Origin of the sequence: Yersinia massiliensis CCUG 53443 (assembly GCF_000312485.1) — a bacterium.
Classification (GTDB): Bacteria; Pseudomonadota; Gammaproteobacteria; order Enterobacterales; family Enterobacteriaceae; genus Yersinia; species Yersinia massiliensis.
Genome location: NZ_HE997644.1, coordinates 589,834 through 611,916, shown reverse-complemented (window position 1 = coordinate 611,916; position 22,083 = coordinate 589,834). Strand labels below are relative to the sequence as shown.

The following is a 22,083-nucleotide window of genomic DNA, read 5'->3' as shown; positions in this document are numbered from 1 at the left end:
ATTAATGCCTCTATCCATCAATATCTTCTATCGATCAAGGTATCCCTTTAGAGACTACCCGGCGAACGGCTGCGGCCCGAGGTAATGGTGCGCCCAGCGCCACGGCCCAATGTTTCCAGACGAGCTTGGAAAGGTGGGAATGGCAGAGTGATACCGTGCTCACGATAACCGGCCAGAATTAGTTGGTGGATCTCATGGCGCAGTGGCATACGGTGGCCCATTTCAGCGGCATAGATACGCAGCTCGAAAATCTGAATGCCTTGTTGAAGGTCGACCAAATACACCTCGGGTGGTGGATTCTCCAGTACTAACGTACAGCGTTGTGCGGCAGTCAGTAACACGTCAGTCACTTCTTCGCTGCTGGTTTCAGCCGGCGCAGGCACCGTTAGCACCACACGGGTAATCGAATCAGACAGTGACCAGTTAATGAATTGCTCAGTAATAAACGCTTTGTTTGGCACAATTATTTCTTTGCGATCCCAATCTGAGATGGTGGTCGCACGAGTGTTAATTTTGGTCACGCTGCCAGTGAGATCGCGGATCGTCACGGTATCACCGATACGGATCGGCTTTTCAAACAAAATGATCAGGCCAGAGACGAAGTTGGCAAAAATTTCCTGCAAACCAAAGCCCAAACCTAAGCCTAATGCAGCAACTAGCCACTGGAATTTCGCCCATTCAATCCCCAGCATTGAGAAGCCGATCAGCCCGCCAAACAGGATCAACAGATATTTGGTGATCGTGGAGATGGCATAACCCGTTCCTGGCGTCAGATCCAAATGCTGTAACAGCGCCAACTCCAGCAAAGCCGGTAAGTTACGGACGAGCTGAGTGGTGACAATCATCACTAAGATGGCGATCAGCAATGATCCCATGGTGATCGCTTGCACAGACTCAATGCCGTTAACCGTCGATGAGACATCCCACAGACGAATATTTTCGAGGAAACCAAAAGCGGAGTGAATCTCAGACCACAGGGCGATCACGGACACCAACGCGATCATGGTGAGAATCGATCGCACCAGTCGTAGTGACTGGGCGCTGATCACATCCAGATCAATGACCGGCTCTTCTACATCAATAGATCCTTCGGTGCTGTTATTGTGTGGCGTGTCTTCTTCACCTCGCGCGCGTTGCGCCAGAATATCGGCCCGACGCTGTTTCGCACGATCAAAGGCAATACGGCGGCGCTGGATTAACATCCAACGGCGGACAATGTGATAAATCACTAACAGGAAGAACCAGATGGCGACCGATGTCTCCAATCGTGCCAATAACGCCTGTGAGGTGGTGAGGTAACCGAGAGCTGATGCCAGCGCTGCGATTAAGGGCGCTGAGAGCAGTAGCCCCCACAGCGCGGTGTTAATGATATTTTCCCCTGACCCTTTTTTATCTAAATAGAGGGGGATGCCTGCCCGCTTCAAGCTGTTGGTGACCAAACTTAAGGCGATACACAGCAAAATAAAGCACAATCGGCCGAGAGTACCGGCGAATTCACGGTCGTTATAATTCTCAAAAGTAATCAGGGCCATCATTAATGGGATAATGAGCCATACGGACATGCGATAAAAACGCATTGCACGCCCAACTTGCGTGGGTGACCAGCGGAAATGCGTGATAAACAGGCCATGTGGATGGGCAAACGAGGCACTTATCATAAACACCCACAGCACCGGTACAGTGGCAGTAACGGCATTCCCAATGGCGATAGCCATCGGGTAGGACCAAGCACTTTGTAGACCATAACCGAGTGCGGCCCATAAGACCGGCAGTGGTAGTGCCACCAGAATCGACCAAAACACAGTCCGGAGCGTCAGAGAAAAGTGGTCTTGAGTGACTTTACCGACTCGGCTGCTGGCACGTTCAAGGAAGGCGTGATAGTGGCGGCGTGAACTGATACTGAAACCCACAAACAGTATGGCACCAATAATTGGCAATAATGTTTCTTGGCTGGTCATCATCATGACAAAGGCGCTGCTGAGCTGTGACAGGGTGTCCAGTGACAGCAGGCGGGTCAGGTCTTGTGCGACGCTAATCGGGTATGAGAGCGATATTGGACTGACATCTGCGACCCAAAATAGGTAGCGATGCGTGGCTTCGCGCACTTCACTCAGTGCATCTACCAATTGGCTATTCGCCACTTTTAGCTTCGTTAGCTCAAGAATCTGAGTGTCATAACCCGAGAGCAGAGAATTCAGCAATTCACGCTGCGTCCGCCATTGGGCATCCAAAATACGTTGCTGCTCAGTGGTTAGCGGTGTGCCATCATCTTGTTTTAATTTAACATCCTGTTGTTGCAGCTTATCCAACATATCTTCATATTGCAGGCGCTGAACCCGCAATTGAGCCATATCACGATCCAACTGCTGAGATTTTGGCACATCAGGTAACCTGGCAACCTGTGCACGTAGCGTTTCCCCCAGTGCGGTTGAAACGCCTAACCATTGGGCCTGCTCACGAATGGTACTGAGCGCCTGCCGAACTTGCTGTGTTTGTGCCACCGCTTGGCGCTGCTGCGAAGAAATAAGGTCAATACGTTGTGCTTGTTGATTCAGCGCTTGTGATAGCTCACGGTTAATTTGCAACTGCTGGGTGATAGACTCAGGCAGGTCACCGCCTTGTTCAGCCAATTGCTCAGTGCGCTCTAAGGCTTTTTCAGCTGCCTGTTGGCGTTGATTGTTCAGATTGTTACGCAACGTTTGTAGCTGGGCATCCACCCGTTCTTGCCGCTTTTTGTATAACTCCGCACGTAGCCGTGACAGCTCTTGCCGGTTATTGGCCGAGAGCTGAGAAAGCTCCAATTCATTGACTTTTGCTTTGCGCGCGACCATTTCAGCTTGCAATAGCGTCAAATGTGCCTGTGCGACAGGGTTTGCGGGGTTACTTTGCGCCTGAAGCCGCGCGCCGATTTCGGTCAGAATACGCCGTGCTTCTGATTGTTGCTGAGGCAGTTGGTTGAGAGACTCGCTGATTTCCCGCGCTCTGTCTTGCTCTTGCTGCGACAGACGGCTTAATTCCAGCAATTGACTGCTGATTTGCAGCACTTGCTGCTCTAGCTCTGACGTAGACAGATTATTGGGGACCGGCAGGGGCTTATCCCCTTCCTGTGCCAGTTCTTGCCGCAGTTCACGGGTCAGTTTAGGGAAGTCATCAATCGCTTTTTGATATTGCTGAGCGCGAATGTCAGCTTCTTTGGCATCCGCTAACCAGCTAAGGGCCCCTTGCAGCGCCTGAATAATCTCTGCCTGATTGGTCATCCCTTTGTTAGCTTCAACTTGTTTCAGCTCTTGCCGCAGTTGTTCTTCATTGGGTTGAGTTGCCGCATGAAGCGGCAAGGAGAACAACATGGCAAATGACAACAAGAGGCCAGCCGCCATTGACTGACTAAATGATAAGAGCGAGCCAAAAAAGCGAGAAATTATTGGGCGCAAATCAGGGTTCCTCAACATCGGTTACGTCGTCAGCAGCAAGCTAGCACGGCGGGGGGGTAGGGACGATTTCGGCCAACACTTCACCCATACGAGTGATAGAACCGCTGTTTAACTGTGGTGCTAAGTGTACTTTGCCTTCGGCGAACAGATTAATCACCGTTGAGCCTAATTTAAAGCGGCCCATTTCTTGCCCTTTTTCCAGCACGACCGCGCCGTCAGTGCCAGCTTGCGGGTATGTCCAGCGGCGAATAACACCTTCGCGTGGTGGGGTGATGGTCCCTGCCCAAACTGTTTCGATGCTGCCAACAATCGTAGCGCCCACCAAAATTTGCGCCATCGGGCCAAATTCGGTATCGAAGATACAAATAACACGCTCATTACGAGCAAACAAATTCGGGACATTCGCTGCGGTTAATGGGTTAACCGAGAATAAATCACCGGGCACATAAATCATTTCACGTAAGACACCGTGACACGGCATATGCACGCGATGGTAGTCACTCGGCGCCAAATAGGTGGTGACAAACTGGCCATTCTGGAATTCAGCAGCAAGCAGGTAATTACCGGCTAATAGCGCTTCTAAACTGTAGTGGTGGCCTTTAGCTTGCAATATTTGCCCATCATGAATCGTACCTAACTGGCTGATAGCACCATCTGCAGGTTGGGCCAAACAGCTTTCTTCAGCCGTGATAGGGCGCACACCATCACGCAGTGGCCGCACAAAGAATTCGTTAAAGGTGCGATAAGCCGAGAACTCAGGATCCTGAGCTTCTTTCATATCGACTTTATAAAAGCGAGCAAAAGCCTTGATCACCAGTTGAGTCAACCAGCCGCCTTGCTTATCCGCGCCCCAACCCGCCAAACGGGTCAAACCCTGCTTTGGGAGCAAATATTGTAATCTGATTTTAATACTGTCTAGCACGTAGACCTCTTCGGTAAACGATAAAAATAAAGGGACGCAGTATTTTTCCCTGCACCCGTTATGGAGTATCGGCGATAAAAACCGCGCTTAAAGCATCACTTCTCGTCGCTATCTGCTGTCTTGCGAGGTTTCACTTGCTCCATACTTTCTAAAATTCGATGGTAATTATCAAAACGTTCTTCTGCAATTTTGCCTTGCTCTACAGCTTCACGCAGTGCGCAACCGGGATCGGTGGTATGGCTGCAATCGCGGAATTTACAATGACCGAGATAGTCACGGAATTCGACAAATCCCTGCGTGATTTGTTCCGGCGCCAAATGCCAGAGGCCAAATTCACGCACTCCCGGTGAATCAATCACGTCGCCGCCATGCTGGAAATGATACAAACGAGCGGCAGTGGTGGTGTGTTGGCCTAGACCTGAGTTATCCGAGACGGTATTCACCAGAATTTCGTTATCAGTCGGTGGTAACAGCGCATTCAGTAAGCTGGATTTGCCCACACCGGATTGACCCGCAAAGATACTGATTCGCCCCGCAAGTGCTTGCTCGAAAGCCTCCATTCCCTCACGGGTCTGGCTAGAGACTTCCAGCACGTTGTAGCCAATACGGCGATAAATATCCATCATGCCATCAACGAACTTACGGCCATCGGCATCCAGTAAATCGATCTTGTTCAGCACGATCAACGGCTCAACATCCAGCGTTTCACACGCCACCAGATAGCGATCGATAATATTAAGAGAAAGCTCTGGCAATATCGCCGATACGATCACGATCTGATCGATATTGGCGGCGATCGGTTTCACGCCGTCATAAAGATCAGGACGCGTTAAAACTGAGGTGCGCTCATGAACAGCCTCAACGATACCTTTCACCCGCACGCCTTCCTGCGCTTGCAGGCCAGGACGCCAGACCACACGGTCGCCCGTCACCAATGACTTAATGGTGCGGCGGATATTACAACGGTGTTGTACACCATCAGTGGCTTCGACATCAGCATGCTGACCGAAACGGCTGATGACGATACCTTCTTGCGCATCGCCAAGCTGAGAGTCATCTAACTCAGGTTTTCTATCAGTGCGTAGCCGACGCTGATGGTTCGCCTGTACACGGCGTTGTTGACCTTTGGACAGTTTATTCTTACTCACTGTGCCTCACTTGAATTTGCATTAATGCCCTTTGTCTTCGACGCCGCAGGGACCTATTTGCTGCTCACCTAAAACGCCAATTTCTTTGGGTATATCGCTGGTAGCGACCAAAAGGGCTATGATACACATAATTTTATCAATTAACCTTTTGTTCGCTCGACTCATCCGCAACAGGCAGGAAATAAAATGGCAGAGAACCAAAATAATTTAATCTGGATCGATCTGGAAATGACTGGCCTTGATCCAGAACGGGATCGGATCATCGAGATCGCGACACTGGTCACCGATGCTAACCTTAATATTTTAGCCGAAGGCCCAGTCCTTGCCGTCCATCAATCAGATGAGCAGCTTGGACTAATGGATGAATGGAATGTGCGTACTCACACCGGCAGCGGTTTGGTTGAGCGAGTAAAAGCCAGCCCATTTACTGACCATGATGCCCAATTACAAACCATTGAGTTCCTGAAACAGTGGGTGCCAGCCGGAACGTCGCCCATTTGTGGCAACAGCGTGGGTCAAGATCGCCGTTTCCTATTCCGTTATATGCCTGAGCTGGAAGCCTATTTCCACTATCGCTATCTGGATGTCAGTACCTTAAAAGAGCTGGCGCGCCGCTGGAAACCTGAAATTCTGGCTGGATTCAAGAAACAAAACACTCACCAAGCGCTGGATGATATCCGCGAGTCTGTGGCTGAGTTGGCTTATTATCGCGAGCATTTTATTCAATCATAGTTCTCCTTCGCCCTTGCAGCGGCAGGGGGAACTGCCTTCCTGCCACTCCAATAGCTTTGGATATATAATGTGTTTTGTTCCATCGATTAGCCTTGGTGATGCTTTATTCATCACTCGGTGCTGGCAAATGAAACATATTGCTGCTTTAATCAGCACTTGCGTCGAAAAATGATTTTTTTGCTTTCAGGGGCTTGCGGCAAAACGGATTTCTCGTATAATGCGCACCCCGTACCGATGAAGAATTCGCAAGTCTGCGTGAACGGATTCAGTACAGAGAAAACAGCCGCATTTAGGCTGAAAACAGTATTCAGGGCGGGAATAGCTCAGTTGGTAGAGCACGACCTTGCCAAGGTCGGGGTCGCGAGTTCGAGTCTCGTTTCCCGCTCCAACTTCTTCCAATAGCGGAGAAGTTTGTAACAAAAGAATTAGCACCAAAAGAATAAATATATAAAAGCAATGCGTTAGTTTTTATGTGACGCGGGAATAGCTCAGTTGGTAGAGCACGACCTTGCCAAGGTCGGGGTCGCGAGTTCGAGTCTCGTTTCCCGCTCCAATTTTTATCTCTTTTTACGTGCAGTTTTTGTAGTAAAAGTCATTTGTAGTGAAAGCCAAATGCTGCCATAGCAGCAGGGTGTAATAGCCTCTCAATGCGGGAATAGCTCAGTTGGTAGAGCACGACCTTGCCAAGGTCGGGGTCGCGAGTTCGAGTCTCGTTTCCCGCTCCAAATTTTTATCCAATCCGAATTTAATTATCCACAGCCATGTCATGCGCTGTAACCTGCCTTACATACAATGTATTAACTTCTTCAACAGAGTTATCCACAGTTTCTGTTCGTTTTATATTCAGGTGATAATTTGAGCGGTTTTATTCTATGCTTTCTATCTTTCTGATTTTATGAACTATATTTTTATGTCAAAACGTTACGCCGATCACTTGTGCTTTTTTTTGCGTTTGATTGCCAAGGCGTTTTTATTTTTATGCACAGGATTACTCTGAGTGCATTCGTGACACGAATAATAAAAAAAAGATACCTAACCTCATTAAGACTCTGGTCATTAACGGCGTGTCAGGCATCGCGGGGGAGACCTTTTTCGATGGCCCTCACCAGTCGTTTTTTCTGCGGTGATTGCACATCCACAATCAGTGTAGACCGTCTTTCCAATTGTTGTGATATTGCCCAATTAATATGTTCATCCAACATCGGGTGAATACCCCTTCGTGCTTCCAACGCCAAGACAATACTGTCGAGGTAGGGCGCATTGCCAAGCGCTACCGAGATATTGCGCAGCCAACGCAGATGGCCGATGCGACGAATAGCAGAACCTTCTGTAACACGTAAAAATTTCTCTTCATTCCAAGCAAAGAGATCCAGCAAATCAGGGGTGTGCAATACTTTACGCGGGCTAAAATCTTCTTCGTCGGTGAGCTGGGAAAAACGATTCCAAGGGCAAATTAGCTGGCAATCATCACAACCATAAATGCGATTACCCATTAACGGACGAAATTCTTCTGGTATCGCGCCTTCTAACTCAATGGTGAGATATGAAATGCAGCGACGCGCATCAACGGTGTAAGGGGCGACAATAGCGCCTGTCGGGCAGGTGGTGATACAGGCCACGCAACGGCCACATTGCTCTTCTTGTGGCTTGTCTACTGGCAGTGGTAGGTCAATGAGCAGCTCACCCAAAAAGAACCAAGAGCCTGCATCACGATTTAAAATCAGTGAGTGCTTACCAACCCATCCAATCCCGGCCTTAGCAGCTAATGAGCGCTCCATTATCGGGGCGGAATCGACGAACGGACGGAAATTAATTGCTTGCTGCTCTAAGCAGTAATTCTGGATTTGATCGCCCAACTTTTTCAGGCGCTGGCGCAATAATTTATGATAGTCGCGGCCCAATGCGTAACGGCTCACATAACCTAACGATGAATCTTTCAATGTGCTGGCAAATGCAGCTTTAGCGGGCAGATAATTCATCCGCACGCTGATCACCCGTAGCGTACCCGGCAATAATTCATGGGGTCGCGCGCGCAACATACCGTGGCGTGCCATCCAAGCCATTTCGCCATGATATTGTTTATCAAGCCAAGCCTGCAAACGCGGCTCTTCTGCAGACAAATCCGTATCACAGATACCAACTTGCTGGAAACCTAGCGATTGCCCCCATTGCTTGATATGTTGGGCTAATTGATTCAAATCGAGGGGGTGTGCCATGACGGACCATAGTAAGAAACAAATCGGGCTTAGTTTACCACACTCTGTTTTTTCTGCGGACTGGGTGCGTCAGAACGAGGCTATCGCTGCGGCGCACTTCTCTCTAACGCTATTCGATTTGATGGTCAGAGCGGGCGATGCCGCGTTTGAATTGGCGAGAAAACAATACCCTGCAGCACGACATTGGTTGATTTTATGCGGTCATGGCAATAATGGTGGTGACGGTTATATCGTGGCGAGTCGGGCATTGGCGGCGGGATTAAATGTCACGCTCATCGCCTGTTCTGGCAATCGCCCACTGCCTGTCGAAGCCCATCAGGCGCAATCCCAGTGGCTGGCTGCTGGGGGAGTGATTAATCAGCCCGATACACCATGGCCACCCCATGTCGATTTGATTATCGATGGTTTGCTGGGAATTGGCCTGCGCGCCGCGCCACAAGGTGCCTATGCCACCCTCATTGATACCGCGAACCGCCATCGAGCGGCGAAAATTGCTTTGGATATCCCCTCTGGACTCAGTGCCGATAGCGGTGCTGCTCTGGGTTCTGTCATTCGTACAGACCATACTTTAACGTTTATTGCGCTCAAGCCGGGTTTGCTGACTGGGCAGGCTCGAGATTGGGTTGGCCATTTACATTGTCATGAGTTAGGGCTGACGTCATGGTTAGCCACTCAACCGGTGCAAATTGAACGTTTAACGCCGACTCAGTTGCCTCAATGGCTTAAACCGCGCCGCCCCTGCGCCCACAAGGGAGAACATGGTCGATTGCTGCTGGTGGGGGGCGATAAAGGGCTTGGCGGGGCCATTCGTATGGCTGGGGAAGCCGCTTTACGTAGCGGTGCTGGGTTAGTGCGAGTACTCACTCACATAGAGCATGTGGCACCTATTTTAGCCGCGCGTCCGGAACTGATGGTGCAGGAATTAACGACCGAAACCCTCGAACAAGGTATCCGTTGGGCGGATGTACTCGTTGTTGGGCCTGGGCTAGGCCAATCCGAATGGGGTAAGAATGCGCTGAATTTATTGCAACAAAGTGATAAACCAGCATTATGGGACGCAGATGCACTTAACTTACTGGCATTAAATCCATTGAAGCGTCAGAATCGGGTACTGACCCCTCATCCAGGGGAAGCTGCTCGTTTGTTGAGTTGCCGCGTCGCTGATATTGAAAGTGACCGCTTACTTTCTGCCCGTAACATCGTTAAACAATATGGTGGTGTGGTGGTATTGAAAGGAGCTGGTACGCTTATTGCCAGTGAGCAGGGTGAAATGGCGATTGCTGACGTGGGTAATGCAGGGATGGCCTCCGGCGGCATGGGAGATATTCTGTCCGGCATTATTGGGAGTTTGATAGCACAAAAGCTAGTGCTGTATGATGCTGCCTGCGCAGGTTGTGTTGTGCACGGCGTTGCCGCAGACCAACTGGCTGAAGTTCAAGGCACCCGGGGTTTACTGGCCACAGATCTGCTGCCGGTTATTCCGAAGTACGTTAATCCTGAGTTAGTAAGATAGATATCATAGAATGAAAGAACTCGTTTTACCTCTGCCTGATGAGGCAGCGACCGTTGCATTAGGCGCCACATTGGCTCATGCCTTTAATGGTGCCAGCGTCATTTATCTCTTCGGTGACTTAGGTGCCGGGAAAACGACTTTTAGCCGTGGCTTTCTTCAGGCGCTTGGCCACGTTGGGCATGTGAAAAGCCCAACTTATACTTTGGTTGAGCCCTATGCATTAACGCCAAGGCCTGTTTACCATTTTGACCTTTATCGCTTAGCCGACCCAGAAGAATTAGAATTCATGGGGATTCGCGATTATTTCGATACTCAGGCAATTTGTCTGGTGGAGTGGCCGCAACAAGGGGCAGGGTTCTTGCCTCAGGCGGATGTAGAATTACATTTGGCTTATCAAGACGAAGGCCGTGAAGCGCGTCTGATAGCTATTTCTGATGCGGGTGCAGAGGTATTGCGCCGTTTAGCTGCTGTGCAAGGATAATTCGATAATGATGCATAGCATGACGCGAATTAATCGCTGGAAACATGCCTTGACCGCTGTTCTGCTGGTTTTGGTGGGGCTATTTACGCTGCCGTCAGCGTTGGCGATGAAGCTGACGGATATTAAAGTCAACAATGGCTCGACAGAAAGCCGAGTAACACTCAGCTTTGATGGTAAGCCCATCTACGCCTTTTTCTCGTTAAGTGGGCCAGAGCGTGTGGTGTTGGATGTTCGTCAAAGCGGCAATCTTTCTGGTTTACCGCTTGAGTTCAGTGGGCAAAATTTACTGAAAAGAATCCGTTCGAGCACACCGAAAGATGAACAAAGCACGCGCTTAGTGCTGGAACTGACGCAAAAAGTCAAAACGCGCGCCGTCACCCAACAGTCAGGGAACAATTACACGGTTGTCATTATGATGACCGCCGCTGAAAGTGCACCTGTTCGCCAAGCTCAGGTTTTAAATCAAACGAATACACCTAGCCCTAACGCAGGGCGATTGACGTCTCAGGCAGCCAATACCAATACGCCTAGCCCCAATGCAGGGCGATTGACATCGCAGGCGGCAAATACCAATACCGCAGCGCGAGTGACCAATTCAAATCCCCCTACTGCGGCTAAAAATCCGTTTAATAATAAGCCAACGGTGGTCGTGAGTAGCGCCACCACGACGACCAATACGGCTCGCCCGATTAAGACGGCCAGTGTTGCGAACAGCAGTCGCGTGGTCGTTGCTATTGATGCGGGTCATGGTGGTCAAGACCCCGGTGCTATCGGGCAAAATGGCCTGAAAGAGAAGAATGTCACTATGGCCATCTCCCGTCGGCTTGAAGCGCTGCTCAATAACGATCCGATGTTTAAACCGGTTTTAACCCGTAACGGTGATTACTTTATTTCAGTGATGGGTCGTTCAGACGTGGCGCGCAAACAGAGTGCTAACGTGCTGGTATCTATTCACGCCGATGCGGCACCTAACCGTAGCGCCACGGGAGCTTCTGTTTGGGTGTTGTCGAACCGCCGCGCCAACAGTGAAATGGGTAACTGGCTGGAGCAGCATGAGAAACAATCTGAGCTGCTTGGCGGTGCAGGTGATGTATTGGCTAATACCGCTTCAGACCCCTATTTAAGTCAGGCGGTGCTGGACCTGCAATTTGGTCATTCACAGCGGGTCGGCTATGACGTGGCGACCAAAGTGCTACGAGAACTGGAAACGGTCGGCGATATTCATAAACGCCGCCCTGAACATGCGAGTTTAGGGGTGCTGCGTTCACCGGATATTCCATCGTTACTCGTGGAAACTGGTTTTATCAGTAATAGTACGGAGGAGCGGCTGCTAGGCAGTAGCGCGTATCAGGAGAAGATTGCTCAGGCCATTTATAAAGGCTTGCGCAGTTATTTCCTCGCGCATCCGCTACAAGCCGACCCAAAGGTCGAAAACCGCCCGCTAATTGAAACGGCGGCGGTTGATTCATCTTCAAGACGTTCAAGTGCTAATCAGCCAGAACCGATCGTCAGTAATGCGCAAAGCGGCAGGGTATCTGCCGCCAAGCCAGTTGTGACGGGGAAAAGCCAGATCCACAAAGTGCAGCGTGGTGAAACCTTATCCGGTATTGCCAGTCAATACGGTGTCAGCATGGCCGTATTACGACAAAATAATACGCTGAAAAATGATGTGGTCTGGGTTGGGCAACGCTTGAAAATTCCTGCGTCTGGCAGCACGGCTTCAGTCGCAGCCCCCAAGACGGTCACTAAAGCTAAGACGAGCAAAAGTCAGCCGATTAAGCATCAGGTAAAACGTGGCGACACGCTGTCTGCCATTGCCGCCAGATACGGGGTGTCGATGAGTGAGATTGAGCGGACGAATAAGATAAAGTCAGGTAACGTCCAGCTCGGGCAGACCCTCACTATTCCACAATCGTAAGCAAAAGGAACCGCTATGCCGATTCAGATTCTACCACCACAGCTCGCTAACCAAATTGCCGCCGGTGAAGTGGTAGAACGTCCTGCATCGGTGGTGAAAGAATTGGTAGAAAATAGTCTGGATGCGGGTGCCACGCGGATTGATATCGATATTGAGCGTGGTGGCGCGAAACTTATTCGGATCCGTGATAACGGATGCGGGATAAACAAAGACGATTTAGCGCTGGCTTTGGCGCGCCATGCTACCAGCAAAATTCGTTCGCTGGAGGATTTGGAAGCCATCTTGAGTATGGGGTTTCGTGGTGAGGCACTCGCCAGTATCAGCTCTGTCTCTCGTTTGATTTTGACCTCACGAACGGCTGAACAAAATGAGGCATGGCAAGCTTATGCTGAAGGCCGCGACATGGCGGTCACCATCAAACCTGCCGCGCATCCTGTCGGTAGCACGCTTGAAGTGTTGGATCTGTTTTACAATACGCCGGCTCGCCGCAAATTTATGCGCACAGAAAAAACCGAGTTTGGTCATATTGATGAAGTTGTACGCCGTATTGCGTTGGCGCGCTTCGATGTGGCTATCAACTTGAGCCATAATGGCAAACTGATGCGTCAATATCGCGCGGCAACCGATCCTTCGCACCATGAGCGGCGACTGGCCAGTATTTGTGGGCCAGCTTTTTTACAGCATGCGCTGGCAATCTCTTGGCAGCACGGAGATTTGACGATTCGTGGCTGGGTGGCTGATCCGGCGGCCAGCCGTACACTCAGTGAAATGCAATATTGCTACGTTAACAACCGCATGATGCGTGACCGGTTGATCAACCATGCGATCCGCCAGGCTTATCAGGATTTACTCAAAGACGACCAACAACCCGCCTATGTCCTTTATCTGGATATCGATCCTCATCAGGTGGATGTCAATGTGCATCCGGCTAAACATGAGGTGCGTTTCCATCAGGCGCGTCTGGTCCATGATTTTATTTATCAGGCAGTGACGACGGTTTTACAGCAAACCGCCACCCCGACGTTGGCTATCAATGACGATGGTGAAGTGCTAGAAGCTCCGCGCTGGCAGCCAGAAAATCGTGTGGCTGCTGGGGTAAATAAGTATGCGCAACCTGAACCGACGAAAAAACCGCCAGTGGTGCGAAGTTCTGGTTCGGAAAGAGACACTTCGGCCCGTGAGCATATCGCTCCCACTTATCGCGCAGACCCGCCTTATCAAAAGCAACAAGGTGAGTTGTATCGCCAACTGGTACAACCGGAAACGGTCGCTACAGCCACGCCATCCGCGATAGGCAGTGAGTCAGTCATAGTTAATAAGTCAGTCATCGCTAATAAGCCAGTAGATGTGGCGATGACCATGCCAGTATCACGGAAGCTGTCCGCTGACGAACCGTTGCAAGGTGATAGCTACAGTTTTGGCCGTGTATTAACGGTGTTTCCACCTTGTTATGCTCTGATTGAATATAAGCACGGTATAGCATTACTCGCGCTGAACGTTGCGGAGCGTTGGTTGAAGCAAGCGCAGTTGAACCCACCACCGGAGGGGCTGCGCGCTCAGCCACTTTTAATCCCTTTGAAGCTGCCGTTAGAGAAAAATGAAGCGGCAGCCTGTCAGCGCTATCAGCAATTATTGGCTACGATGGGGATAGAAATGACCGTTGAACAGGGTAGGGCGACTTTACGTGCCGTTTCTTTACCATTACGCCAACAAAATTTACAAAAACTGATACCGGAACTGTTAGGCTATCTGTCGCAGCATGAAGAGATATCGCCAGATGCTTTGGCCACATGGTTAGCCCGCCACCTCGGCAGCGAACATGAGGTATGGAATGTGTCTCAAGCGATACAATTATTGACGGACGTTGAACGTCTTTGTCCACAGTTGGTGCATTCACCTCCTGTTGGGCTATTACAACCTATTGATATAAAGGCTGCATTGGCAACTTTGACTCATGAATAATATTGAAAATACAGCCCGGCCACCGGCAATTTTTATGATGGGACCAACCGCTTCAGGCAAAACAGCACTTTCAATTGCGCTGAGACAACGCCTACCCGTCGAGTTGGTCAGTGTTGATTCCGCGTTAATCTATCGTGGTATGGATATCGGCACGGCGAAGCCCAGTGCAGAAGAACTCGCGCTAGCGCCGCATCGCCTCATTGATATTCGCGATCCGGCTGAAGCCTATTCAGCCGCTGACTTTCGTCGAGATGCTTTAAAAGAGATGGCCGACATCACCGCTGCGGGGCGAATTCCGCTGCTGGTGGGGGGAACGATGCTGTATTTTAAGGCACTATTGGACGGGCTATCGCCATTGCCCTCTGCCGATCCACTCGTGCGACAACGCATTGAACAGCAAGCAGCAGAGCTGGGGTGGGAGGCATTGCACCAGCAGTTGGCCGAGATAGACCCTGTTGCTGCGGCAAGAATTCATCCTAATGATCCCCAACGGCTCTCTAGAGCACTGGAAGTTTTTTTTATTCAGGTAAAACTTTAACGGAACTGACTAAAATTTCGGGTGAAACCTTACCATATCAGGTTCACCAATTTGCGATTGCGCCTGTTAGCCGGGAGCTTATGCACCAGCGGATTGAGTTACGTTTTCACCAAATGCTGGAAGCAGGGTTTGAAACAGAGGCTAGGGCGCTTTTTGACCGCGGTGATTTGCATACGGATTTGCCTGCCATTCGTTGTGTGGGATACCGGCAGATGTGGTCTTATCTGTCTGGTGAGATTGATTACAACGAAATGGTTTACCGCGGAGTTTGTGCGACACGTCAACTGGCAAAGCGCCAAATGACCTGGTTACGAGGCTGGAGTTCAGTTCAGTGGCTCGACAGTGACAAGCCGGGAGAGGCTTTAGACTCTGTAATACAGGTTGTTAGTGCATAGGTTGAATGATTGTGTACAATTGATTAGTACTCAACGCGCGGATTTTTTTTTACGCAGTTTATTTTTGAGCCGATAGGTTCTTAGTTAAAAACAACAAGCAAATAAGGAAAACATAGAATGGCTAAGGGGCAATCTTTGCAAGATCCGTTCCTGAACGCATTGCGTCGTGAACGTGTTCCGGTTTCTATTTATTTAGTGAATGGCATTAAACTGCAGGGCCAAGTTGAGTCTTTTGATCAGTTTGTCATTCTGTTAAAGAATACAGTCAGCCAGATGGTTTATAAGCACGCCATCTCTACTGTCGTGCCTTCCCGCCCGGTTTCGCATCACAGCAATAACCCAGGTGGTAGCACCAATAATTATCATGGTAGTAATCCGTCTGCGCCTCAACAGCCGCAGCAGGATAGCGATGACGCTGAATAAAGCGTATCGCAGTTCGACCATGACGGAGAGCATAAGCAACGGATTCGGGCTTATGTTCTCCGCACTAGCGGTATTGATCCGTTTGAGAGGTTGCACGTTTGTTTGACCGCTATGAAGCCGGTGAGCAGGCCGTACTGGTCCATATCTATTTCTCGCAAGACAAAAACTCAGAAGATCTGCGTGAGTTCGAAGCGCTAGTCTCTTCTGCGGGCGTTGAGGCTTTGCAAATTGTGACGGGGAGTCGCAAAGCACCACACCCTAAGTTCTTTGTTGGCGAAGGAAAGGCCGTAGAAATTGCTGACGCAGTAAAAGCCAGTGGTGCGACTGTCGTCTTGTTTGATCATGCCCTATCCCCTGCTCAAGAGCGAAATCTTGAGCGTTTGTGCGAGTGCCGGGTTATTGACCGTACAGGGCTGATTTTAGATATTTTTGCCCAACGAGCTCGTACCCATGAAGGTAAATTACAAGTCGAATTAGCGCAATTGCGCCATATCGCGACCCGCTTAGTACGAGGTTGGACGCATCTTGAGCGTCAAAAAGGGGGGATTGGCCTAAGAGGGCCAGGTGAAACCCAGTTGGAGACGGACCGCCGTCTGTTACGTGACCGTATCTCCTTGATTCTGAGCCGGTTAGAACGCGTAGCTAAGCAGCGTGAGCAAGGTCGCCGTGCGCGTACACGAGCAGATATTCCGACAGTCTCTTTGGTGGGATATACCAACGCCGGTAAATCCAGCCTGTTTAACAAAATTACGGCGGCTGATGTTTACGCAGCTGACCAATTATTTGCCACACTGGATCCAACGTTACGCCGCATCAATGTGGCTGATGTCGGGGATACGGTATTGGCGGATACGGTAGGTTTCATTCGGCATCTGCCGCACGATTTGGTTGCTGCTTTTAAAGCAACATTACAAGAAACGCGGCAGGCCTCATTACTGTTACACATTATCGATGCAGCTGATCCTCGGGTAACTGAGAATATGGCCGCGGTCGATTCTGTCTTGGCAGAAATCGAGGCCGATGAAATACCTACATTATTAGTGATGAATAAAATCGATTTGTTGGATGATTTTGTCCCGCGAATTGACCGCAACGAAGACAATCTGCCAGTCAGAGTTTGGCTTTCAGCTCAAACCGGCGCAGGGATCCCGTTGCTATTTCAAGCGTTGACGGAGCGTCTTTCAGGTGAGATCGCACACTATGAATTACGTTTGCCGCCTCAGGCAGGTCGTCTACGTAGCCGTTTTTACCAGCTTCAGGCAATTGAAAAAGAGTGGATAGATGAGGACGGGAACGTCGGTATGGTGGTGAGAATGCCTATCGTGGATTGGCGTCGTCTCTGTAAACAAGAGCAAGAATTGAACAGTTATATTCAAACACATTGATTAACTAATCTTTCTTGCGAGATTGAGAGCCAGCTTCTTTGGCATGTGCTCTTGGCCTGAAGAAAACCAATCATAGAAGAATGGAGCTAAAACATGGCGTGGAATCAGCCCGGTAATAACGGACAGGACCGCGATCCGTGGGGGAGCAGCAATAATAATGGCGGCAACTCTGGCGGAAATAACAATAATAAAGGTGGCCGTGACCAAGGGCCGCCTGATCTGGATGATATCTTCCGTAAACTGAGCAAAAAACTGAGTAGCCTCGGTGGCAAAGGTGGCGGAAGCGGTAATGGCAACAATGGCGCGACACAAGGCCCTGCTATCAGTGGTCGTATTGTGGGCATCGCCGTCGTTGCGGTTGTGGTTATCTGGGCGGCAAGTGGTTTCTATACAATTAAAGAAGCTGAGCGCGGTGTTGTGACTCGCTTGGGTAAATTAAGCCACATCGTACAGCCTGGTTTGAACTGGAAACCGACCTTTATTGATGAAGTGACCCCAGTTAACGTTGAATCTGTACGTGAATTGGCCGCTTCTGGTGTCATGCTGACCTCCGATGAGAACGTGGTTCGCATCGAAATGAACGTTCAGTATCGTGTGACCGACCCGGCCGCATACCTGTTTAGCGTGACTAATCCTGATGACAGTCTGCGTCAGGCAACAGACAGCGCAGTGCGTGGTGTTATTGGTAAATACACCATGGACAAAATTCTCACCGAAGGCCGTACCATCGTTCGTAGCGATACTCAGCGTGTACTGGAAGAAACGATTCGTCCGTACAACATGGGGATAACGCTGCTGGACGTTAACTTCCAGGCTGCACGTCCGCCGGAAGAAGTTAAAGCCGCATTTGATGATGCGATTGCTGCCCGTGAAAACGAACAACAGTATATTCGTGAAGCGGAAGCCTACACCAACGAAGTCCAACCTCGTGCTAATGGTCAGGCGCAGCGTCTGTTAGAAGATGCTCGTGCATATGCCGCACGTAAAGTATTGGAAGCGCAAGGTGAGGTTGCCGGTTTTGCCAAGTTGCTGCCTGAGTATAAGGCTGCACCAGAAATTACCCGTGAGCGTTTGTATATCGAAACCATGGAGAAAGTTCTGGGTAAAACCCACAAAGTGCTGGCTAATGATAAAGGCAATAGTTTGATGGTGTTGCCATTGGATCAAATGATGCGCGGTCAAAGCGCAGATAAAGCGGACGGTAACAAAGACACCAGCCTGCTTCGTTTGAATCCGCCTTCCTCTGCTAATAGCAGCCAAGAGTCTGGTGCAAGTAGTTCAAGCTCAACCAGTGGCTCTATCATGGATCAGCGCCGAGCGAATGTTCAGCGTGATACTTCCACTCGCGTAGGGAGAGAATAACCAATGCGTAAGTCTATTTTACTTATCGTCGTTGTGGTGTTAGTTGCACTCTACGCTTCGTTGTTTGTGGTACAAGAAGGTCAGCGCGGGATTGTGCTGCGCTTTGGTAAGGTATTGCGTGATAGTGATAACAAGCCACTGGTGTATTCACCGGGTTTGCACTTCAAAATACCCTTTATCGAAACAGTGAAGATGTTAGATGCTCGTATCCAGACCATGGATAACCAAGCTGACCGTTTCGTTACCAAAGAGAAGAAAGACCTGATTGTTGACTCATACTTGAAGTGGCGTATCAGCGATTTCAGCCGTTACTATCTGGCAACAGGTGGTGGTGATATTTCTCAGGCAGAAGTCCTGCTGAAACGTAAATTTAGTGACCGTTTACGTTCTGAAATTGGTCGTTTGGATGTGCGCGATATCGTAACTGACTCCCGTGGTCGATTGACGACAGAAGTTCGTAACGCACTGAATACCGGCACAACAGATGATGAAACTGTCACGACAGAAGCTGATGATGCCATCGCCTCTGCTGCTGCCCGTGTTGAGCAGGAAACCAAAGGTAAACAACCTGCGGTTAACCCGAACAGTATGGCGGCATTGGGGATTGAGGTGGTTGACGTGCGAATCAAGCAAATCAACTTACCGGCTGAAGTCTCTGATGCTATCTTCCAGCGTATGCGTGCTGAACGTGAAGCGGTAGCCCGTCGTCACCGTTCACAAGGTCAGGAAGAAGCAGAAAAGTTACGTGCAACGGCTGACTATGAAGTGACACGTACACTGGCAGAAGCAGAACGTCAGGCGCGTATTACTCGCGGCGGCGGTGATGCAGAAGCGGCTCGTCTGTTTGCCGATGCATTCAGCAAGGATCCAGACTTCTATGCCTTCATCCGTAGCTTGCGTGCGTATGAGAACAGCTTCAACAGCGGCAAAGATGTGATGGTGTTGAGCCCAGACAGCGATTTCTTCCGCTACATGCGTTCACCCGATAACTCGAACAAGCGTCCATAACGGCTGTTGTAACAGCGTGTTTTGACCGTAATAGCAAGGCCCGTTTACACGGGCCTTTTCTTTTTGAAACCGTTTTGACCTGTTGAGACAGACCATGAATTCAACCATTTTGTTAGCATTGGCACTGGTTTTGGTGCTTGAAGGACTGGGTCCGATGCTTTACCCCAACACTTGGCGCAAAATGATTCAGTCGATGACCCAATTACCCGATACGACTTTGCGCCGTTTTGGTGGAGGATTAGTGGTTGCTGGAGTCGTTATCTACTACATGTTGCGTAGCCGCATGGGTGGCTAAAGGTAAGCACAAATATTGTTCAATTATGTGTTAAAAAGTACTGAAAGCCACCGTATGAGATGTTAGAATCCTTTTTTAAGCAACCTGGTGATTTTTGAGATGGGTAAGAACGTCGTCGTACTGGGCACCCAATGGGGTGACGAAGGTAAGGGCAAGGTCGTTGACCTGCTGACTGAACGGGCTAAATATGTTGTGCGCTATCAAGGTGGTCACAACGCTGGCCATACTTTGGTTATCAACGGTGAGAAAACCGTTCTTCATTTAATTCCCTCAGGTATTCTGCGTGAAAACGTAATCAGCATCATCGGCAACGGTGTTGTACTGGCGCCTGACGCTTTAATGAAAGAGATGACAGAACTTGAAGCGCGCGGTGTGCCTGTTCGTGAGCGACTGTTACTCTCCGAAGCATGCCCATTAATCCTGCCTTATCATGTGGCTCTGGATAATGCGCGTGAAAAAGCACGTGGTGCAAAAGCTATCGGTACTACTGGTCGTGGTATCGGTCCTGCCTATGAAGATAAAGTTGCTCGTCGTGGTCTGCGCGTCGGTGACTTGTTCAACAAAGAAACCTTCGCAATCAAACTGAAAGAAATTGTGGATTACCACAACTTCCAGTTAGTGCATTACTACAAAGAAGACGCGGTAGACTACCAAACAGTGCTAGATGAAGTGTTGGCTATTGCCGATATTTTGACTGCGATGGTTGTTGACGTTTCTGAATTGCTGGACAGTGCCCGTAAGCAAGGTGCATTGATCATGTTCGAAGGCGCACAAGGCACCTTACTGGACATCGACCACGGTACTTATCCATACGTGACCTCTTCTAACACCACCGCTGGTGGCGTTGCGACAGGTTCAGGCCTTGGTCCACGTTATGTTGATTATGTGCTGGGTATCGTTAAAGCGTATTCTACTCGTGTTGGCGCAGGTCCATTCCCGACTGAGCTGAACGACGAGACAGGCGAATTCCTGCGTAAGCAAGGTAACGAATATGGCGCGACCACTGGCCGTAGTCGTCGTACTGGCTGGTTGGATATCGTTGCGGTACGCCGTGCTGTACAGATCAACTCCTTATCTGGCTTCTGCATGACCAAATTGGACGTGTTGGATGGCTTGAAAGAAGTGAAACTGTGTGTCGGTTACCGTATGCCAGATGGCCGCGAAGTGGAGACTACCCCACTGGCTGCAGAAGGTTGGGAAGGTATTGAGCCAATCTACGAAACCATGCCAGGCTGGTCAGAAACCACCTTTGGCGTGAAAGAACACAGCAAGTTGCCACAGGCTGCTCTGAACTACATTGCACGTGTAGAAGAGTTGACGGGTGTTCCGGTTGATATCATCTCTACCGGCCCTGATCGTGAAGAAACCATGATCCTGCGCGACCCATTTGATGCGTAATTGATGATTTGTTGGCTAACCGCCAAAAATCAGCATTAGATGTGTGCTTTAAGTAATAGCCGGGCTTACGTCCGGCTTTATTGTTTATGCTTTCCCTGCATTAGCGATTTACCTGTAACGTCAAACTTGTCTACAACGTCAATAAAACCGGGGAAGGAAGGTATGCTGAAACTGCCCCAACATGCCGTTTTACATCAAAAACTCACCCATCACCTAAATGATTAGTCGCAAGCTTTATGGCTGGTTTATCATTCAAACTATATATCAGTCATACTGCAAGTTGCGTGGGCGTTCACTGTCTTCGTTCCCCCTAATCACTTACTGATGGTAAGCTCTTGGGGATCCAATCAGTTGCTGCCTTTCTGTAACTCGAATGATTTAGGATATAAATTTTCTAAATAACACTTAGAATTGCACTTCTGACAGATTAAATATGTGTCATCTTAGATGTGATTAAGCCGAGTAAACTGATACTCAGGGGTATATGTGCAGTTAACAAGTTTTACTGATTATGGTTTGCGGGCGCTGACTTACATGGCCTCGCTGCCGGAAGGCGAAATGACCAGCATTTCTCAGGTAACTGAGGTCTATGGCGTGTCTCGTAATCATATGGTTAAAATAATCAATCAGTTGAGCCGTGTCGGGTTGGTCACCGCGGTGCGGGGCAAGAACGGTGGAATACGGTTGGGTAAACCCGCCGATCAGATTCGAATTGGTGATGTTGTTCGCCAACTTGAACCACTCTCACTGGTGAACTGTAGCAGTGATTTTTGCCATATCACCCCCGCTTGCCGCTTGAAACAAGTGCTAAATCAGGCGGTGCAGAGTTTCCTAAACGAGCTGGATAACTATACTTTGGCTGACATGGTCCAAGATAATACCCCGCTCTATAAGCTATTACTTGTTGAGTAGTTTTTATAATAAAACATGTGTATACCCCATAAAATGAGAGGTGT

Annotated in this window: 16 protein-coding genes, 3 tRNA genes and 1 pseudogene; 16 read left to right on the top strand and 4 right to left on the bottom strand. The window is 49.5% G+C overall.

The features are described 5' to 3' along the window. Nucleotides 1-47: 47 nt before the first annotated feature. From mscM to rsgA, 3 genes are all read right to left on the bottom strand, one after another. Nucleotides 48-3,431: a miniconductance mechanosensitive channel MscM gene (mscM, locus tag BN68_RS11740; RefSeq protein WP_019211355.1), complete on the bottom strand. Its 3,384-nt coding sequence runs from the start codon at nt 3,429-3,431 to the stop codon at nt 48-50. A gap of 40 nt (nt 3,432-3,471) precedes the next feature. After that, on the bottom strand, nt 3,472-4,353 hold the full coding sequence (gene asd, locus BN68_RS11735) for an archaetidylserine decarboxylase (protein WP_019211354.1): 882 nt from the start codon (nt 4,351-4,353) through the stop codon (nt 3,472-3,474). A gap of 95 nt (nt 4,354-4,448) precedes the next feature. Continuing rightward, nucleotides 4,449-5,501, bottom strand: coding sequence for a small ribosomal subunit biogenesis GTPase RsgA (gene rsgA, locus BN68_RS11730; protein ID WP_019211353.1), 1,053 nt, complete (start codon nt 5,499-5,501; stop codon nt 4,449-4,451). Between the two features lie 186 nt (nt 5,502-5,687). On the opposite strand from rsgA, the gene orn reads away from it, so the two are divergent. The 4 genes from orn (at nt 5,688) to BN68_RS11710 (ending at nt 6,958) form a co-directional block, all read left to right on the top strand. Next, nucleotides 5,688-6,233: an oligoribonuclease gene (gene orn / locus BN68_RS11725; RefSeq protein ID WP_019211352.1), complete on the top strand. Its 546-nt coding sequence runs from the start codon at nt 5,688-5,690 to the stop codon at nt 6,231-6,233. Between the two features lie 312 nt (nt 6,234-6,545). After that, nucleotides 6,546-6,621, top strand: a tRNA-Gly gene (locus tag BN68_RS11720). An 89-nt stretch (nt 6,622-6,710) separates the two neighbouring features. Continuing rightward, a tRNA-Gly gene (locus tag BN68_RS11715) sits at nt 6,711-6,786 on the top strand. 96 nt (nt 6,787-6,882) lie between these two features. Continuing rightward, a tRNA-Gly gene (locus BN68_RS11710) sits at nt 6,883-6,958 on the top strand. A gap of 342 nt (nt 6,959-7,300) precedes the next feature. On the opposite strand, the gene queG is transcribed toward BN68_RS11710, so the two are convergent. Further along, nucleotides 7,301-8,449: a tRNA epoxyqueuosine(34) reductase QueG gene (gene queG, locus BN68_RS11705; protein WP_019211351.1), complete on the bottom strand. Its 1,149-nt coding sequence runs from the start codon at nt 8,447-8,449 to the stop codon at nt 7,301-7,303. Here queG and nnr point away from each other — a divergent pair. From nnr to nsrR, 12 genes and pseudogenes are all read left to right on the top strand, one after another. Further along, the gene (gene nnr, locus BN68_RS11700; RefSeq protein ID WP_019211350.1) at nt 8,448-9,962 is read left to right on the top strand and encodes a bifunctional ADP-dependent NAD(P)H-hydrate dehydratase/NAD(P)H-hydrate epimerase; all 1,515 of its coding nucleotides are present in this window, start codon (nt 8,448-8,450) and stop codon (nt 9,960-9,962) included. The two genes, queG and nnr, sit on opposite strands and share 2 nt — an antisense overlap. 10 nt (nt 9,963-9,972) lie before the next feature. Further along, on the top strand, nt 9,973-10,443 hold the full coding sequence (tsaE, locus tag BN68_RS11695) for a tRNA (adenosine(37)-N6)-threonylcarbamoyltransferase complex ATPase subunit type 1 TsaE (RefSeq protein ID WP_019211349.1): 471 nt from the start codon (nt 9,973-9,975) through the stop codon (nt 10,441-10,443). A gap of 61 nt (nt 10,444-10,504) precedes the next feature. After that, a complete protein-coding gene (locus BN68_RS11690; protein WP_042806717.1) occupies nt 10,505-12,361 on the top strand; it encodes an N-acetylmuramoyl-L-alanine amidase in 1,857 nt (618 codons plus the stop codon). Nucleotides 12,362-12,376: 15 nt separating this feature from the next. Continuing rightward, on the top strand, nt 12,377-14,323 hold the full coding sequence (gene mutL, locus BN68_RS11685) for a DNA mismatch repair endonuclease MutL (protein ID WP_019211347.1): 1,947 nt from the start codon (nt 12,377-12,379) through the stop codon (nt 14,321-14,323). Continuing rightward, a pseudogene (gene miaA, locus BN68_RS11680) lies at nt 14,316-15,256 on the top strand (tRNA (adenosine(37)-N6)-dimethylallyltransferase MiaA). Before mutL ends, miaA begins: the two are co-directional and overlap by 8 nt. A gap of 117 nt (nt 15,257-15,373) precedes the next feature. Then, nucleotides 15,374-15,679: an RNA chaperone Hfq gene (hfq, locus tag BN68_RS11675; RefSeq protein WP_019211346.1), complete on the top strand. Its 306-nt coding sequence runs from the start codon at nt 15,374-15,376 to the stop codon at nt 15,677-15,679. A gap of 98 nt (nt 15,680-15,777) precedes the next feature. Next, nucleotides 15,778-17,064 (top strand): ribosome rescue GTPase HflX, encoded by a 1,287-nt coding sequence (gene hflX, locus BN68_RS11670; protein ID WP_042806653.1) that lies wholly within the window; start codon nt 15,778-15,780, stop codon nt 17,062-17,064. Between the two features lie 93 nt (nt 17,065-17,157). Further along, nucleotides 17,158-18,426, top strand: a complete 1,269-nt coding sequence (gene hflK, locus BN68_RS11665) for an FtsH protease activity modulator HflK (protein ID WP_019211345.1) — start codon at nt 17,158-17,160, stop codon at nt 18,424-18,426. 3 nt (nt 18,427-18,429) lie between these two features. Further along, entirely contained in the window at nt 18,430-19,434 is a 1,005-nt protein-coding gene (gene hflC, locus BN68_RS11660; protein WP_019211344.1) for a protease modulator HflC, read from the top strand. Between the two features lie 94 nt (nt 19,435-19,528). Beyond that, nucleotides 19,529-19,729: a DUF2065 domain-containing protein gene (locus BN68_RS11655; RefSeq protein ID WP_019211343.1), complete on the top strand. Its 201-nt coding sequence runs from the start codon at nt 19,529-19,531 to the stop codon at nt 19,727-19,729. 99 nt (nt 19,730-19,828) lie between these two features. Continuing rightward, nucleotides 19,829-21,127 carry an adenylosuccinate synthase gene (locus tag BN68_RS11650; protein WP_019211342.1) on the top strand — a complete coding sequence of 433 codons (1,299 nt, stop codon included), beginning with the start codon at nt 19,829-19,831 and terminating at the stop codon, nt 21,125-21,127. A 486-nt stretch (nt 21,128-21,613) separates the two neighbouring features. Beyond that, a complete protein-coding gene (gene nsrR / locus BN68_RS11645) occupies nt 21,614-22,039 on the top strand; it encodes a nitric oxide-sensing transcriptional repressor NsrR (protein WP_019211341.1) in 426 nt (141 codons plus the stop codon). The last annotated feature ends 44 nt before the right edge of the window (nt 22,040-22,083 follow it).

What these genes read in the sequence shown, in the direction of transcription:
- orn (WP_019211352.1), top strand. Translation starts at nt 5,688, where the DNA reads ATGGCAGAGAACCAAAATAATTTAATCTGGATCGATCTGGAAATGACT.
- nnr (WP_019211350.1), top strand. Translation starts at nt 8,448, where the DNA reads ATGACGGACCATAGTAAGAAACAAATCGGGCTTAGTTTACCACACTCT.
- queG (WP_019211351.1), bottom strand. Translation starts at nt 8,449, where the DNA reads ATGGCACACCCCCTCGATTTGAATCAATTAGCCCAACATATCAAGCAA.
- tsaE (WP_019211349.1), top strand. Translation starts at nt 9,973, where the DNA reads ATGAAAGAACTCGTTTTACCTCTGCCTGATGAGGCAGCGACCGTTGCA.
- mutL (WP_019211347.1), top strand. Translation starts at nt 12,377, where the DNA reads ATGCCGATTCAGATTCTACCACCACAGCTCGCTAACCAAATTGCCGCC.
- hfq (WP_019211346.1), top strand. Translation starts at nt 15,374, where the DNA reads ATGGCTAAGGGGCAATCTTTGCAAGATCCGTTCCTGAACGCATTGCGT.
- hflK (WP_019211345.1), top strand. Translation starts at nt 17,158, where the DNA reads ATGGCGTGGAATCAGCCCGGTAATAACGGACAGGACCGCGATCCGTGG.
- hflC (WP_019211344.1), top strand. Translation starts at nt 18,430, where the DNA reads ATGCGTAAGTCTATTTTACTTATCGTCGTTGTGGTGTTAGTTGCACTC.
- BN68_RS11655 (WP_019211343.1), top strand. Translation starts at nt 19,529, where the DNA reads ATGAATTCAACCATTTTGTTAGCATTGGCACTGGTTTTGGTGCTTGAA.
- BN68_RS11650 (WP_019211342.1), top strand. Translation starts at nt 19,829, where the DNA reads ATGGGTAAGAACGTCGTCGTACTGGGCACCCAATGGGGTGACGAAGGT.